Annotated in this window: 16 protein-coding genes; 6 read left to right on the plus strand and 10 right to left on the minus strand. The window is 56.4% G+C overall.

Translation table 11 applies throughout. The features are described 5' to 3' along the window. Positions 1-10 precede the first annotated feature (10 nt). The 6 genes from EJ361_RS22755 (at position 11) to EJ361_RS22780 (ending at position 6,526) form a co-directional block, all read left to right on the plus strand. Complete coding sequence (locus tag EJ361_RS22755) at positions 11-1,159, plus strand: glycoside hydrolase family 130 protein (protein WP_126248694.1); 1,149 nt, start codon at positions 11-13, stop codon at positions 1,157-1,159. A gap of 76 nt (positions 1,160-1,235) precedes the next feature. Then, positions 1,236-2,321, plus strand: a complete 1,086-nt coding sequence (locus EJ361_RS22760; RefSeq protein ID WP_126248696.1) for an amidohydrolase family protein — start codon at positions 1,236-1,238, stop codon at positions 2,319-2,321. A gap of 84 nt (positions 2,322-2,405) precedes the next feature. Then, positions 2,406-2,819, plus strand: coding sequence for a hypothetical protein (locus EJ361_RS22765; RefSeq protein WP_164714383.1), 414 nt, complete (start codon positions 2,406-2,408; stop codon positions 2,817-2,819). A gap of 26 nt (positions 2,820-2,845) precedes the next feature. Further along, complete coding sequence (locus EJ361_RS22770; RefSeq protein WP_126248700.1) at positions 2,846-3,304, plus strand: OsmC family protein; 459 nt, start codon at positions 2,846-2,848, stop codon at positions 3,302-3,304. Positions 3,305-3,393: 89 nt separating this feature from the next. Beyond that, on the plus strand, positions 3,394-4,752 hold the full coding sequence (locus tag EJ361_RS22775; RefSeq protein WP_126248702.1) for an acyl-CoA dehydrogenase family protein: 1,359 nt from the start codon (positions 3,394-3,396) through the stop codon (positions 4,750-4,752). A gap of 190 nt (positions 4,753-4,942) precedes the next feature. Then, entirely contained in the window at positions 4,943-6,526 is a 1,584-nt protein-coding gene (locus EJ361_RS22780; protein WP_126248704.1) for a hypothetical protein, read from the plus strand. A 54-nt stretch (positions 6,527-6,580) separates the two neighbouring features. Here the strand turns inward: EJ361_RS22780 and EJ361_RS22785 are convergent, their stop codons facing one another. From EJ361_RS22785 to EJ361_RS22830, 10 genes are all read right to left on the minus strand, one after another. Further along, on the minus strand, positions 6,581-7,900 hold the full coding sequence (locus tag EJ361_RS22785) for an MBL fold metallo-hydrolase (RefSeq protein WP_126248706.1): 1,320 nt from the start codon (positions 7,898-7,900) through the stop codon (positions 6,581-6,583). A 131-nt stretch (positions 7,901-8,031) separates the two neighbouring features. Continuing rightward, positions 8,032-8,442 (minus strand): DUF6691 family protein, encoded by a 411-nt coding sequence (locus EJ361_RS22790; RefSeq protein WP_126248708.1) that lies wholly within the window; start codon positions 8,440-8,442, stop codon positions 8,032-8,034. A gap of 12 nt (positions 8,443-8,454) precedes the next feature. Then, entirely contained in the window at positions 8,455-9,018 is a 564-nt protein-coding gene (locus EJ361_RS22795) for a YeeE/YedE family protein (RefSeq protein WP_126248710.1), read from the minus strand. Beyond that, positions 9,015-9,797: a sulfite exporter TauE/SafE family protein gene (locus EJ361_RS22800; RefSeq protein WP_126248712.1), complete on the minus strand. Its 783-nt coding sequence runs from the start codon at positions 9,795-9,797 to the stop codon at positions 9,015-9,017. Before EJ361_RS22800 ends, EJ361_RS22795 begins: the two co-directional genes overlap by 4 nt. Before the next feature lie 67 nt (positions 9,798-9,864). Further along, positions 9,865-10,497 (minus strand): Crp/Fnr family transcriptional regulator, encoded by a 633-nt coding sequence (locus tag EJ361_RS22805; protein WP_240646712.1) that lies wholly within the window; start codon positions 10,495-10,497, stop codon positions 9,865-9,867. A gap of 11 nt (positions 10,498-10,508) precedes the next feature. Beyond that, positions 10,509-11,687: a nicotinate phosphoribosyltransferase gene (gene pncB, locus EJ361_RS22810; protein WP_126248714.1), complete on the minus strand. Its 1,179-nt coding sequence runs from the start codon at positions 11,685-11,687 to the stop codon at positions 10,509-10,511. Between the two features lie 43 nt (positions 11,688-11,730). Beyond that, positions 11,731-13,290 (minus strand): hypothetical protein, encoded by a 1,560-nt coding sequence (locus EJ361_RS22815; RefSeq protein WP_126248715.1) that lies wholly within the window; start codon positions 13,288-13,290, stop codon positions 11,731-11,733. A 435-nt stretch (positions 13,291-13,725) separates the two neighbouring features. Further along, entirely contained in the window at positions 13,726-14,259 is a 534-nt protein-coding gene (locus tag EJ361_RS22820) for a hypothetical protein (RefSeq protein ID WP_126248717.1), read from the minus strand. After that, the gene (locus EJ361_RS22825; RefSeq protein WP_164714384.1) at positions 14,256-14,798 is read right to left on the minus strand and encodes a c-type cytochrome; all 543 of its coding nucleotides are present in this window, start codon (positions 14,796-14,798) and stop codon (positions 14,256-14,258) included. Before EJ361_RS22825 ends, EJ361_RS22820 begins: the two co-directional genes overlap by 4 nt. Continuing rightward, positions 14,788-15,435 (minus strand): SCO family protein, encoded by a 648-nt coding sequence (locus tag EJ361_RS22830; RefSeq protein ID WP_126248721.1) that lies wholly within the window; start codon positions 15,433-15,435, stop codon positions 14,788-14,790. The genes EJ361_RS22825 and EJ361_RS22830 overlap by 11 nt, the downstream gene beginning before the upstream one ends. Between the last annotated feature and the right edge of the window lie 6 nt (positions 15,436-15,441).

Genomic DNA, 15,441 nt, shown 5'->3' on the forward strand with positions numbered 1-15,441 from the left:
TATTCCGAATATGAAAATTCCACGTTTTCTGGCGGTACTATGGTTAATGCTCAGCCTGGAACCCGCCATCGCACAGCATCGCCTTCCCGATTGGGCCATGGGAGGGTTCGTGAGGCCCGAAGGCGTCAATCCCGTCATTTCCCCCGACAGTCTTGTAAAATTCTGGTGCCCCATGCGCGGCGACTCCGTGGCCTGGGAATCCAACGACACGTTCAATCCCGCCGCGGCGGTGAAAGACGGGCGCATCGTGCTGCTGTACCGTGCGGAAGACAAATCGGGTGTGGGCATCGGGTTCCGCACCTCCCGCCTCGGATATGCCGAAAGCCGCGACGGCATTGCTTTTGACAGGATGCGCACGCCGGTACTTTTTCCAGGGCCAGACAGCCAGCAGGTAAACGAATACCCCGGCGGGTGCGAAGACCCGCGCGTGGCCGTAACGCCCGGCGGACTGTACGTCATGCTCTACACCCAATGGAACCGCAAGATCGCACGGCTGGGCGTGGCCACCTCGCGCGATCTGGTGCGTTGGCAGAAGCACGGGCCCGCTTTCGCGAAGGCTTTTAATGGGAAGTTCGGGGAACGGTGGAGCAAATCCGCTTCGCTGGTGACGGAAATCCTGGATGGAAAACAGGTGATCTCACAGATCAACGGGCGATATTTCATGTATTGGGGCGAAAACGGGGTGTACGGCGCCTGGTCAGACAACCTGACCGACTGGGAGCCCGTGGTGGACGCGGCGGGCGAGCTGAAGGCGTTTATCCGTCCGCGTAACGGGTATTTCGACAGCGACCTCACGGAATGCGGGCCGCCGGCCATCAAAACCCCGTCCGGCATCCTGCTGCTCTATAACGGGAAGAACAAATCCGGCCCCAACCGCGACCCCCGTTTCAACGCCAATGCCTATTGCGCCGGCCAGGTGCTGTTCGACGCGGCGGACCCTACGAAACCCATCGCCCGGCTGGACGTGCCGTTCCTCCGGCCCATGGCGCCTTTCGAGAAAAGCGGTCAGTACCGCGATGGAACGGTGTTCATCGAAGGGATGGCTTACCTCGGCGGGAAGTGGTACCTGTATTATGGATGCGCCGATTCAAGGGTGGGCGTCGCTATCTACGATCCCGCGCAGCCGGCCGTGGCGGACCCTGTGCCCGAAGCGCCCTGATCGCCGCTCGTCATTTCCGGCTTGCAGAATCCGGTGTAATGTGTAGATTTAGTGCGCTATCTTACCCGTAACGCTTATGCTCAGAACTTATGCCCTCGCCGGTTGCCTCCTGTGCTCCGCCGCCGCCATCGCGCAGCAGAAAATGGATTTCGAAAAGTACGATCCCGTATCCACGCTGAAAGTGCCGGAACATCCGTTGTCGCGCGCTAAATTCCCCTTTGTCGACGTCCATAACCACCAATGGAACATGGGCTCCGCATCGCTCGGGAACCTGACCAGTGCTATGGACAAGCTCAATATGCGCGTGATGGTGAATCTCAGCGGCGGCAACGGCAGCGGGCTGAAAGCCATGACGGATAACATCAAAGCCAGCGCGCCGAAGCGTTTCCTCGTGTTCCATAATATTAATTTCAATGGGATCGGTGAGGAGGGATGGACGGCCAAAGCCGTGGCCCAGCTGGAACAGGATGTGCGCGAAGGTGCGGGGGGACTGAAGGTTTTCAAGAACCTCGGCCTCAGCGTGAAAGATAATAAAGGCAACCGCGTGGCGGTCGACGATCCCCGGCTGGACGCTATCTGGGCCAAGTGCGGCGAGCTGAAAATCCCGGTGCTGATCCACACCGCCGATCCCAAACCCTTCTGGGACCCGGTAGACGAGCACAACGAGCGCTGGCTGGAGATCGTGACGCATCCCGGCCGCAAACGCGGGCCCGATAATCCCGCGCCCTGGGAAACGCTTATCGCCGAGCAGCACCGGATGTTCAAAAAACATCCCAAAACCACGTTCATCGACGCGCACTTCGGATGGTACGCAAACGATCTGGCCAAACTTTCCCGGTTGATGGACGATATGCCCAACATCGTGGTGGAATTCGGTGCCGTGATCGCCGAACTGGGCCGTCAGCCCAAAACGGCGCGCGCGTTTTTCGAAAAGTACCAGGACAGGATCCTCTTCGGGAAAGATTCCTGGGTGCCGGAAGAATATGCCACCTATTTCCGCGTGCTGGAAACCGCGGACGAATATTTCCCCTATCACAAGAAATACCATGCGTTCTGGCGCATGTACGGCCTCAACCTGCCGGATAATATCCTCAAAAAGGTATACTACAAAAACGCCCTCCGCATCCTGCCTAAAATCGATAAAACGCAATTCCCGGATTGATGTATGAAGAATTGGCAGGTAGCACTTTCGTTTTACAGGACGATCGGATGGTTTGATTACCGGGTGGCGGAAGAAAGGGCCCGGTTGACGGAAATTTACCGGCAATGCAGGACGATTGCGGGCAAGGCGCTGCATTTCAGTGCATCGGAAGGAGGCACATCCGATGATATTTTCCCTTTATGCCTGTTCCAGGAACAGCTGTATGGATTGAAGACCGGAAAAGAATTTATCTCCGTCGGTGTTTTTCCCATTCCCGACAAAACTGAATTCGACGATGCGCTGGCGCGGGCTTCGCTTTCCTATGTAAATATGATGGTATATTTTTTTATGGCCGAACCGGAGTCTTTGCCGGAAACCATCAATAATAATGCATATACGGAGCATGATCTTCCTCCGTTTATTAAAATTTCGATGGCGGATGAAGGACCGGTGGAGCTGACATGCTCGCCAGGAATTATTTTACCGCAACAAATTGCGGAAGCCTGGCGGCGTTTGTAACTGCCGTATAAACCGTACATTGCAGCATGCAGTACAAAATGGAAAAACCGGTGCGTGGCACCATCGGGGAAGTGAAATACCGCTGCGTGATCGAATGGCGGAACGGGACCTTCATCGCGGATGAACCCGAAAAAACGGGCGGGCAGGATTCCGGCCCGGACCCTTTCTCCCTTTTCCTCTCCTCGCTCGCATCCTGTACCCTGGCCACTTTGCGGATGTACATCGACCGCAAGGGGTGGGACATCCCTACCATCACCGTCAACTGCAACATGGCGCAGCGTGTGAACGACGGCCAGCTCATTTCCGTCATCGACCGCGACGTGTATTTCCATCCAGACGCCGATCCCGAGCAAAGGGAAAGGCTCCTGCAGATCGCGAAGGCCTGTCCCATTTCGAAAATGCTGGAGGGTTCCCTCCTGATCCGGACCGAGATCAGCGGGGGAGAAGCGTTTTCGGAGGAAATGATCCTGCGCAGCGGGGAATAACACATCATATTCCGCATGTGGCCCATTGTTGTAACGCAACGCTACGCGTGAGGCTGTTATAAATCCGTAAATTGTAACAAAAAAATATCATGGCAGGAACACTGGAAAAGATCCGGCAGGCCTACCGCCTGTTCAAATCCATCGACTTCGACCAATTGAACAAACTCTCGAAGAAAGTGGATCTGCAGAAGGTAATGGAAGGGTTTTCAAAACTGGACGACAGGCAGTTGAAAGGTTTGATGAAGATGATGGAAGGCAGGAAGAAGGAAAAAGTGCTGCCGGAAATCAATGCTGATTTTTACGAATTGCATTTGCGCCTGAGCGATGAAGACCGGGCCCTTCAGCTGAAAGTCCGTGAATTCATGGAGCGCGAAATTGCGCCGATCGTCAATAACTACTGGCTGCACGATGAGTTCCCGTATGAAGTGATCCCCAAATTCGCGGAGTTGAACGTTTGCGGCCTCACTTACCAGGGATACGGTTGCCCCGGCAAATCGTTCCTCATGGAAGGCATCATCGCCATGGAAATGGGAAGGGTGGATGCGAGCATCGCTACATTCTTCGGTGTGCAGAGCGGCCTGGCCATGGGGTCCATTTACCTGTGCGGTTCGGAAGCGCAGAAGCAGGAATGGCTTCCCGGTATGCAGCAGTTCAAAACCATCGGCGCGTTCGGCCTCACGGAACCCGAAGTGGGCTCTGGCGCGGCGGGAGGCCTCACCGTTACCGCGCAGCGCACGGCCGACGGATGGGTGCTCAACGGCCAGAAGAAATGGATCGGCAATGCCCCCTTCGCCGACGTTACCGTGATTTGGGCCAAAGACCTGGGAGACGGCGAAGTGAAAGGGTTCCTCGTGCGCAAGGGCACGCCCGGCTTCAATGTCGACAAGATCAAAGGCAAAATGGCCCTCCGCATCGTGCAGAACGGGCTCATCACCCTCGACAATTGCGTGGTGGAAGAAAAAGACCGGCTGCAAAACGCCAATTCCTTCAAAGATACCGCCCGCGTGCTCCAGATGACCCGCGCCGGCGTGGCCTGGATGGCCGTTGGCTGCGCCCGCGGCGCCTATGAGAACGCGCTCGGTTACACCTTGAAAAGGAAACAGTTCGGCCGGTCCATCGCTTCGTTCCAGCTCATCCAGAACCACCTCGTGGAAATGCTCAGCAACCTCACCGCCATGCAGTCGCTCGTATTTAGATTGTCGGAGTTGCAGGACCAGGGCCTGCTCAAAGACGAACACGCCTCCCTGGCGAAAGTTTTCTGTTCCCTCCGCACGCGCGACATCGTGAGCCGCGCCCGCGAAGTCATGGGCGGAAACGGCATTCTGCTCGAACATAATGTGGCGCGCTTCGTGGCCGATGCGGAAGCGATCTATTCCTACGAAGGCACCAAGGAAATCAATTCCCTCATCGTTGGCCGGGCCATCACCGGTTTCAGCGCATTCGTATAACTTTACTAACCCATCAGCATAACGCCGGCGTCAAATTTGGCGCCGGCTGTTTTTTTGTGAAGCGCCTCCGGCCGGAGCGCCCGTCTGCATATAAAAATTCCTTAACTTACATATACTGAAGCATTGCCCCAATCCACGCACCATCAGCCGCGTATCGTTGTTCCTATTACCCCGGTCAAACCCCACTATCATGCAATACTTTGATTTTCACACCCATCCCATCCTCAAACAGCTGTTCAGCGAATCCGGGACCGTTACCGATATGCTCGGCCGGAACGAAGTGAAAGTCCTGCAATCGCAGTGTACAGACATTCCCAACATCATCCAGTCACAAATCCACCCTTCGCAACTGGGCAATTACGCCGAAGGCGTGCTCCTGGGCATCGTGCTGTACAGTATGGAAAGCTACCTGGCCGCGGAGGTCATTCCCCTCCGGCAGCACCTCCGCGCGGGATCGCAGCACAAATTGTCGGAGCCGCTGCTCAAAAAGATCGTCCGCAACGAATACAAAGCCTACACCGATTTCCTCATCAACCGCACCCTTAACGCATATCTCGACAACAGCGATATCTTCAACGTGATAACGCGCGACACCTTCACAAACGGTCTTCGCACCGACCGGATCAATATTTTCTTCGTGGTGGAAGGATGCCATTCATTTGTTGACAGTGTGAACCGGACCGGCCATGGGAAATTTTTCCCGGTCGATGAGATCGTCGATAACCTCGACCGGCTCCTGGCGCGGAATGTGCCCATCCTGGCCGTCAACCTCACGCACATGCAGCAATCCAGCCTTTGCAACCACGCATTCGGCATCCAGCTCACCGATCCCAAACCGTTTTTCCCGACGGGCAACGGCATGGAGCCAGACGGGTATGCGGTGGCGCAGGCGCTGTTCGACCGCGGCATCCATCCCGACCTCAAACATATGAGCTACAAATCGCGCCGCGATCTCATGCGGGCGGTAGACGGGGTGGGCAATACACCGCTCCATTCCCCGATGCCGCTGCTTTGTTCGCATGCGGGCTTTACCGGCATCCCGTTCGAAGCCTGGCCCGAATACGCCGCGCTGATAAGGGCAGAAGGGCCGGTGGTGCGCGTGGAAATGGCGAAAACGTTGTCGGTGGAAAGTAATCCATCGCCCATTTGTACGCCCACTTTCAACATGTCTACCATCAACCTGTTCGACGAAGAGATCGCCTGGATCGTAAGCCACGGCGGCATGATCGGGCTATCGATGGACCGGCGCATCCTCGGCTACGTGGATCCGTTCGATGCGGACGTAGACGGCCGGCTGGACGGCGATTTTGTGGTGGATACGGAATTTATTTCGCTGGCGGAGTGGGACGAATTACAAATCGATCTCGGCAAATACCGTAAAAAGGTGGATGCCGATCATTGCCTGACCGTGGCGCGACTGAAGAAGAATTGGGAAGAACAGGGGATGCAGGAACGCTGGTACTTCGATCACATTTTCCTGCACCTGAAACATTTCTTCCAGACCTGTCTGCGGGCGGGCATTCCGCTCGAAACGTCCATCCGCCATATTACCATCGGCAGCGATTTCGACGGGCTCATCAATCCATTCATCACCATGCCCGGCGTGCGGGATATGGAACGCCTCAAACGCACCATCCGCAACGAGTTTAAAGTATACCTGTCGCAATTGGAGGATGCGTCTGAATGGTGCGACGATCTCGATGTAGCCCAATTTGCGGAAAACCTCTTCTTCGAAAACGGTTACCGGTTCGTGAAAGATTTCATGGAGCGATAAAGAAAGGGCCGGCCCAAATGAGCCAGCCCGACTTAACCTGATGCGTACGGGCATTTAGCCCGGAAATGTCTTTACGGTTTCCCCGAGATCGAATACCATGGCTTCGGGAAGCGCAGCGGCTACGATGCTGCTGCCGGCTGCGCTGCGGTATCCGCCGGCGCAATGTACCACGATGGGTTTGCCTGCGGGTATCTCGCCCGTTCTTTCGCGGAGCTGATGTAGCGGAATGGTGATGGCTCCGGGGAAAAGAAGGCCTGCGGCGGTTTCTGAAGTATTGCGCACGTCTACGACCGTGTAGTTTTCCGGATGCTTGCGGAATGCATCCACATCCAGCTGGGGCGTTACGGTCGTGCCTCCCTTGGTGATGCAGGTACCGGCGATGAAGGACTCGTAGCCGATTTTGGCGGTCCTGCGGATGAGCGCGTCGAGGCTGGCGGCGTCGCCGGCGAGGAGCACATAGGGCTCATCGGGCGCCACGATGCTGCCCAGCCAGGTTTCGAACTTGCCGCCGTCCTGCAGGTTGATGGCCCCTGGCATGTGGCCTTCCTTGAATATGTTTTCCGGTCGCGTGTCGATCACAACGGCGTTGGATTGCACGCAGCCGGGTACTTTTTTGATAGCGGTTTCCAGGTCTTCCGCGCCTTTGCGGTTGATGGAAACATCGTACGGAAAGTATTTCGGGATGAAGGGTTGCTCGGAAAGCAGGGCTTCTACGAATTCGGCTTCCGTCATGTCCTGCAGCGACCAGTTTGTTTGTTTTTGTTCGCCGATAGTGGCGCTGGTGGCAGACGACAGGTTTTTGCCGCAGAGCGATCCCGAGCCGTGTGCAGGGTAGATTACCACCTCGTCGGGCAGGGTCATGAGTTGCACGCGGAGACTGTGGTACATGTCTTTGGCGAGGGCTTCGCGTTTGGCGGATACCTTACCGGTTTTCTCGCGAAGGTCTGGCCGGCCGCAATCGCCGATGAACAGGGTGTCTCCCGTGAACACGGCGGTGGGTTGGCCGTTTTCTTCGAGCACGATGCTGATGCTGTCTGGCGAGTGGCCCGGAGTGTTGAGGGCCTTCAGTACAGCGCCTCCGCCGAGGGAAATGGTATCGCCGTTATCGAATGTGGTATGCGGATAAGTGGCTTCGAGGATGCGGGAGCAATAGACCGTGGCGCCCATGGCCTTGTGCAGTTCCAGGTGGCAGCTTACGAAATCGGCATGGGGATGCGTTTCGATGATGCCGGTAATGTTGGAACCTTCGGCCGCAGCGTATTCCAGGTAAGGAAGCGGGTCGCGCCCCGGATCTACCAGCACGGTGCCTTCCGGGCCTGTGATGGCATAAGAGAAATGTGCGAGTGCATTATCTTCGAATTGTCTGATTTTCATTGCTTTCGTTTTTACAAATTTCGGAATTGATCCTGGCTGGTACGGTGACTGCGGTCACCATGCAAAAGTCCTGCAAATCCGGAGCCTGTGCATTGACGGCCGTCATCGTCCCGACTGATTTCATACCGCAGTCAATGTGGCAGTTTCTCCCGGAAGCGGCCGTAGAGCCACGTTCCCGCGATGGCCGCCAGGATGGTGACGCCCACCGCCGCCGCGCCGGTACCTGCCTGCGCGAACAGGGGGCCGGGGCAGGCGCCCGTCATGGCCCAGCCGAGGCCGAAGAGCAGGCCGCCGTAAATCTGTCCTTTGTTGAATTTCTTCTCCGGGATCACGACCGTTTCGCCGTGGATGGTTTTGATATTGAACCGGCGGATGAGCCAGACAGACAACAGGCCCGTGGCCACGGCGCTGCCGATGATGCCGTACATGTGGAACGATTGCATCCGGAACATTTCCTGTATCCGGAACCAGCTGATCATTTCCGCTTTTACGAGCACGATGCCGAAAAGCACGCCGAAGAGCAGGTATTTTATATATTTCATATTATCTGGAGTTTATAATGCGAGAATCTGGGGAAGGATGAGATTGGCCATGAGAAAGCCCCCGGCCATGAACGCGATGGTTGCCACCAGCGACGGCCATTGCAGGCTGGACAGGCCCATGATCGAATGCCCGCTCGTACAGCCGCCGGCGTAGCGGGTGCCGAAACCCACGAGCAGTCCGCCCCCTATCATCAAGATCAATCCTCTCAATGTAAAAATCTGGTCGATGCCGAACAGTGAAGACGGAACGATCGCGGCTTCGGGATGCACGCCGTGTAGGCTCAATTCTGCCGCCAGCGCGGGATGGATGCTGGCCGGTTGTCCGTTGCCGAGCCACTGTGCCGCAACGACCCCGCCTGCGAGGATGCCCAGCGCGAAAATGAGGTTCCAGGATTCTTTTCGCCAGTTGTAGTTGAAGAAGGAAATGTTGGCCGGCGCGCAGGCGGCGCAGATGTGCCGGAAGTTGGAACTGATGCCGAAGGTTTTGTTGCCCGTTAGCAGCAACGCCGGCACGAGGAGGCCGATCAGCGGCCCGGCCACGTACCATGGCCATGGTTGTTGGAGAAATGCTATCATGTGTTGAGTTCTTTAAAAATGATAAATACCGCCATCGCCAGCACGAACCAGCCGAACCCTTTGCGGAGGCCCGTCGTGGAAATGCGTTGCGATATCCTCGCGCCCATGGCCATGCCAACGAGCGCCAGGGCGGAAAGCGTGAGCAGCAGCGGCCATTTCAGCTCGAAATGCCCCACGTCTCCCGCGAACCCCGCCAGGGAATTCAGTGCAATGATGAAAAGACTGGTGCCGGCAGCGGTGCGCATGGGCATCTTCAGCAGGTTCACCAGCGCCGGGATGAGCAGGAAGCCGCCACCTGCGCCCAGGAGCCCCGTCACCACGCCGGTTCCCGCGCCGTAAAACAGGAGCGGCCATTTCCCGGGAACCGGTGTTCCCGTTTCCTGCGCCTTGCTGCGGATCATCGACCACGCTGCGGCCAGCATGAGGGCGGAAAGCAGCAGCATCATGGCCATGTCGCGGGAAAGGGTAAAGCTACCGGATGTGAAAAGCGTTGCGGGAATGGCGGGGAGCAAAAAATGCCGGGTCAGTAACACCGACGCCACGCTGGATATACCGAACAGCAAGCCCGTGGCTACGGAAATCTCCCGCCGGCGATAGCTGCCCGCCGCACCGGCAAGACTGGTACTGCCCACGATAAAAAGAGAATAGGTGGTAGCCAGGGCCGGTTCCAGCCTGAAAAGGTACACGAGTACGGGCATGGTAAGGATGGAGCCCCCGCTGCCCGTGAGCCCCAGGGAGATGCCGATGAGTATTGCCGCTATGTAGCCCGTCCATTCCATGCAGGTACTTTTTTGATCCTGCAAATGTCCGGAACGAAGGCGGCAACGATGGTGACCCAGGTCACCGTTACAACATCTCGATGTACTGGCGGTGTAATTTGACCTTCCCCTGCTGCTCGAGCTTTTTCAGCAGCCGGCTGATCACTTCGCGGGAAGAGTGAAGGTCTGTAGCGATCTCGCCATGCGTGATGTGGAGTTTGGAGGTGCCGAGTTTTTCGCGCTGGTTGCCGAGGTAATACACCAGGCGCTCGTCCATGGCGCGGAAGGCGATGTGATCGATGAGGGTGAGGAGCTCCTCGAACCGCTCGCGGTAGGTTTCCACCACGAAATTATACCAGCCTTTGTACCGCTGCATGAAATTTTCCATGAATTTCACGGGCACCAGGATCACCGTACTGTCTTCGATGGCTTTGAGCATGACGCCGCTGGTTTCCTGCTGCTGCCCGCAGATCATGGACAGGGCACAGGCGTTCCCGGGCTCGAGGTAATACATGAAAATCTCGCCTTCGTCGTGCCCTTCGCGGTAGAGTTTCAGCCGGCCTTCGGCTACCAATACCGTGGAGCGGATATTTTGGCCCGTGCGCATGAGGGTTTCTCCTGCGGGGATGTTCCTGATCTCTGCAATTTCCGCCATTTCCGCTTTCAATTCCGGTTCGAACTGCGGAAAATGGGCGTCCAAATAAGCACGTGTGTCCATCATCATCCCCCAATTTACGCATTTTGCGCATCATCAATGCCCAGCACCAGTTTCGCCTGTCGGATCATTTCCCCGCTGCCGGTATATTTGCCGGGTTCGTCGGAAAGCTTCACGACTTCGGTCCATTCGCCGTTATGCGGACTGGTAGCCGTCATTTTGATGACGATGTTCATAGCTGCGGGCCCGGCGTCGTTGGTAAGACTGGTCCCGATCCCGAACGACATCCCGATCCTGCCCCTGCAATGCTCCGCGATCCGCGCCACTTTTTCCACGTTGAGGCCGTCGGAAAAAATGATGGTTTTGCTGAGGGGATCGATGCCCATTTTTTTGTAATGCCGGATCACTTTGTCTGCAAATACGAGCGGGTCGCCGCTGTCGTGCCGCACGCCGTCAAACAGTTTGGAGTACATTTTATCGAACTGGCCGAGGAAAACGTCGGTGGTATACGTGTCTGACAGTGCGATGCCCAGATCGCCGCGGTACACATCCACCCAATGCTGCAAACCCATCGCGTTCGACATTTTGAAGCCGAACCTTGCGGCGTGGAACATGAACCATTCGTGTGCATGCGTGCCGATGGGCTTCGTCTGGAACATCATGGCGAGATGAACGTTGCTGGTGCCGATGAAAGTGCCGGTCCCGAATTCCTTCAACGCTTCCACCACCAGTTTATGCACTTTGTACGAATACCTGCGCCGCGTCCCGAAATCCGCTACCGTTACGCCCAAATGCCGGTACCGTTCTATTTTTTGCCGGGTGTTGTCGAGAATGGCTTCGTTGGAAATCCTTTCCGCATGGCCCAGCATGTAAAACAGTTCGCAAATGAGTGACATCACGGGCACTTCCCACAGAATGGCGCGGTACCAAAGTCCTTCCACGCCCACTTCCAGCTGATCGCCATCCTGCGAAATATGCACCTCTTCGGGGTTGTAGCGATAACCTTCCAGGAAATCGAGGTACACGGGGTCGAGGTAGGGGCAGGTGAGCTGGAGGAAGTGTTTTTCCTTTCGGGTGAGCTGCAGGCCGGCCATATCGTCTACGGCTTTCCGGAGCGCATCGGCGAAGCCGGGCGGGAAGGAATGCCGGCCGCGGTTGATGAAGCGGTAACGCGCGCGGGCGTACGGGAACAGCCGGATAACGCCCTGCTGCATGGTGAACTTGTAGAAGTCGTTGTCGAGGATCGAAGATAGCATAGTGAAGAAATAACGCTGCCCGGGGGTAGAATGTTTCGCCGGGCTATTTGTCTTTCCTTTCCTCCTTTTCCCTTGCAAACACCGGTGCAAAATCGAACGCCAGGAAGAAGTGAAGGTCTTGTTCGGGCAATGTGTCGCTTTTCCCGTAATGCTCGAACCGTTCGAAACCTCCTTTCAGCATGCTCATGAAAACCGCCCGCGCCCCGAACCCCGAAATCCGCGAAGAATCCGCGCTGAAGGGGTCTTCCAACCCATAGTTGTACGTAAACTCGATGCCGGATTTGAGCGGCTGGGAGAATCGTTTGTCGTTGTATTTGTGCATGAACGACAGCTGTGTGCGGTAATCCATGGCGCCGGGTTGTCCGCCCGAAGGGAGGAGCGCCCCGGCGGCCGCTCCGAAATTGAACTCGAAGTGTTTCGAGTCGAGGATATTGAATTGTGCCGCGGCGTTAAGCCTTCCGCGCCATTTCGCTTCCGCATCGGGCCGGTAATCCACTTCGCCGGTGAGGTCGAGCAAGGATAACCGGCCAAAATTCCGGAAAGAAACCCCGCCTCGGCCGTACCCTTCCAGCAGCTGGTCGCCATTGAAACGGCCGCCGCCTTCACCGAGGCCGTACACGCCTTTATCGCCGCCGTAAAGCCCGAGCATGAATTTGTGCTGTTCTTTGGGATCGGGTTTGCCGGGAATGGCTTCGGAGTTGAAATACTGGAAGTACGGGAAGAGCTCCATGCCTTTGTATTTCGCTTTTTCTTTTTCGTCGTCCGGGTATTTACCGAGTGCGGAGGCGAGGTTGAAACCGAGGCCCAGGCTGAGTTTTTTCTCTTCGGCTTTTTCGTCGGTGCCGGAATATTTCAGGTCGAAGGCTTTGGGCGGTTGATAGAAGGGCGGGCGCCAGCGGGCGTCGGGGATATTGTTGAGCACGAACGGGCGGGAGAATCCTGCGGGTGGTCCCGTCCATTTTTTGGTGGCGGGGCCGAGGATGGAGGTGAAATCGAGCTCGCTTTTGGTGAGGGCGTTAAGGCCCACGAGGCCGCTTTGGAGGAGGGCGCCGGAGATGAGGAAGATGCCGAGGTTTTGTTTGGCGTAAAGGGGGATTTTTTCGCCGAGGTATTTTTCCATGTCCATATGCAGGGCGATGGAAGCCATATTGAGCCAGGTGCCTGATACGCCGGTGAGTTGTTCCGCCATTTCGAGGCCTTTGGAGAAATCGACTTTGGATCCGTATGGTGAGTCGGATTGCAGTTGAATGGCCCAGAGAATATTGTAGAGCGACATGATTTCCTTACTGATGAGTTCTTCTCCGAATTTGGGATCGAAGAGGGTGGTGCCGCCGTGTTTTTTGGCGGATTGATAGGATTGCTGCCAGCGTTTGGGCCATTTGATGATGAGATCGTCGAACAGTTGGCAGAATACTTCGAAAGATCCGAATTGGATGGGGGCGTCTGGCACCTTGTCTTTATTAGGTGTTTCGGTTGCGTCTTCTTTCTGCACGGAGGCGGGCGCCGGCGTGAAGAAGGGCGGGGTGGATTGCGGGGCGTTTCCGAAGAAGGGTTTTGCGGCCTTCGGGGATGTGGGCCCCGTTGCGTGGGTTGGGGTAGCCATTGGATGAGGGCTTTTGGGGGTGGATATGAAGTTACGGAAATTTCTGTTTGTTAACGACAGGTTGAAATTTACTTACCATTACCGGTTCAGCACCAAATGAACTGCTTGCATGACTTGCATGAACTGACGGTATCGGTAAAATCAAAGCAGCAGCCGTTTGCTGCCGGCATACGTAGTACTTATCACAATCATTTCAAATAACAGATCGCGATGAATGTAGCGGAATAACTGACCGGAATATTTTTCGGAAGAAGGATTTTTTTGTTGCAGGGGTCAATGGTGTTTGAAGCGATGGGAATTTTTCTTCCACCAACCCCTCACGCCCAGGACTATCATCAATATCAGCATGTCTTTCTCATTTGCCACAAACTTGCACCCTTTCCGTCCGGCCACCGCAAATTTTCCCACAAACCGTAGCCTCAGGCCCTTCAGCCGTCATCTCTGCCCCTCCACCCGGAACACCTCCGGGTGCCCCGCCGCATAAAAAACGGACAGGCTGTCTCCCGGATTGTAATGCCGGGAACTGGTAAATATTTCCCGCATCTCACGGGCGCCGGCCCGGTGGCTGACCCGCGTTTCATAAAAATATTGCTCCGCCCCGTGCAATAGCCGCACCTCCAGCACCGTAGCCGTCGTCCGCTGCAACGGCCCCCGCAGCCAGGAAGCCGCCAGCCGGTCAGACGCTTTGTCGGCCCAAATGGCGTTACCGCCTATCAGCACCGCCATGCCGCCCACCAACAGCAGTTTCCGCCCCCGGAGCCAGTTCCGCTGGTCGGGCTGATACCGCGCACCGCCGCGCTGCCAAAGCGACCCAAAGCACAGGAGCCCCAGCAGGAGCCATCCGCCGGCTATCATCAACAGGGCTGCCACGTCGTACAACAGCCGTTGCCGGTAACCGTACAGGTACCAGATGAGGGAGCCTCCCGCAATCAGCAGGAGCGATATGGCAAGGCGGGTATTGCGTTTCATGATTCAGGACCGTTCCCTTCATGCATCTTTTTCTCGATGCTTTTGATATTGACGAGGAATACCAGTAGCAGCACGATCACGATGATGAGCAGCAGGTAAGCGAGCATGAAGGGGAAATTGTAAATACTAAGCGGCATGAGGTTGGGCGTCAGTTTGCCCGGCCGGGCGAACGGCGCGTCGTCTTTGGGCGCGGCCGCCGCTTCGGCTTTGACGAAAGCGATGATGGAACGCACCTGATCGTCGTTCAGGTCGGGATGGTCGGGCATCACTACCTGGTTGTATTCGTTGAAGATCGCCAGTGCGGCGGCGTCACCGGTTTTGATCATGCTTTGCGAAGATTTGACGAACCGGATGATCCAATCCTCCGGATGCCGATCGTCCACGCCCGCCAACGCCGGACCGGTCAGTTTCTTGTGGACGTTGTGGCACGAGGCGCACCGGGCCTGGAACAGCTTTTTGCCTTCTTCCGCATCTGCCGCCAGCAGGCGGAATTGCAGCGAAGCCAGTACGATCAGGACGAAAATGCCTTTAACGTTCATGTTGCAGTTTTTTGAGATCATCGAGCAGCAATTGCACTTCTTTGCCGGAAATGCCACTGTAATATCCGCGGATGCGTTGGTATTTGTCGAGCAGCACGAGCCGGTCGCTGTGGATGAAATCCTCCGGCCCGCCGTCCCCATCCGTCGCCGTAACGTACAATCCCTTCCGCGCGAACCGGTAAAGTTCCCGCTTGTCGCCGGTAAGCAATTGCCAGTTGCCTTCCCCGAAACCCGTTTGCCGGATGTACGCACGGAGATTTTCAGGCGTATCATGCGCGGGGTCTACCGTCACGGAAACCAGCCGTACATCGCCCGCGCCGGATTGTATCGTTTTCATGTTCGACATCATCTGCGGACAAATCGTTGGGCAGGATGTAAAAAAGAAATGTGCGATGGTGATGCGCCCTTTCCAATCCTCGCTTCCCGTCGGTTTATCATCCGCATCCCTGAACGAAAATTTCCCCAACACCGGGGCGTTTTCCGCATTGCCGGCACGCTCGTTATTCGGCGCAAAGTAGGGAAGCCGGCCATACCGTTCTTCGGCGAAGCGCACGATGCCGTAAGCTACCAGCGGAACGCCGGCGATGAGGAGCACGAACGCTTTCCAGGATTTCAATATGTTCAGGCGTTGCGGCATGACTGT

Source organism: Chitinophaga rhizosphaerae, assembly GCF_003958645.1.
Taxonomy (GTDB): Bacteria; Bacteroidota; Bacteroidia; order Chitinophagales; family Chitinophagaceae; genus Chitinophaga; species Chitinophaga rhizosphaerae.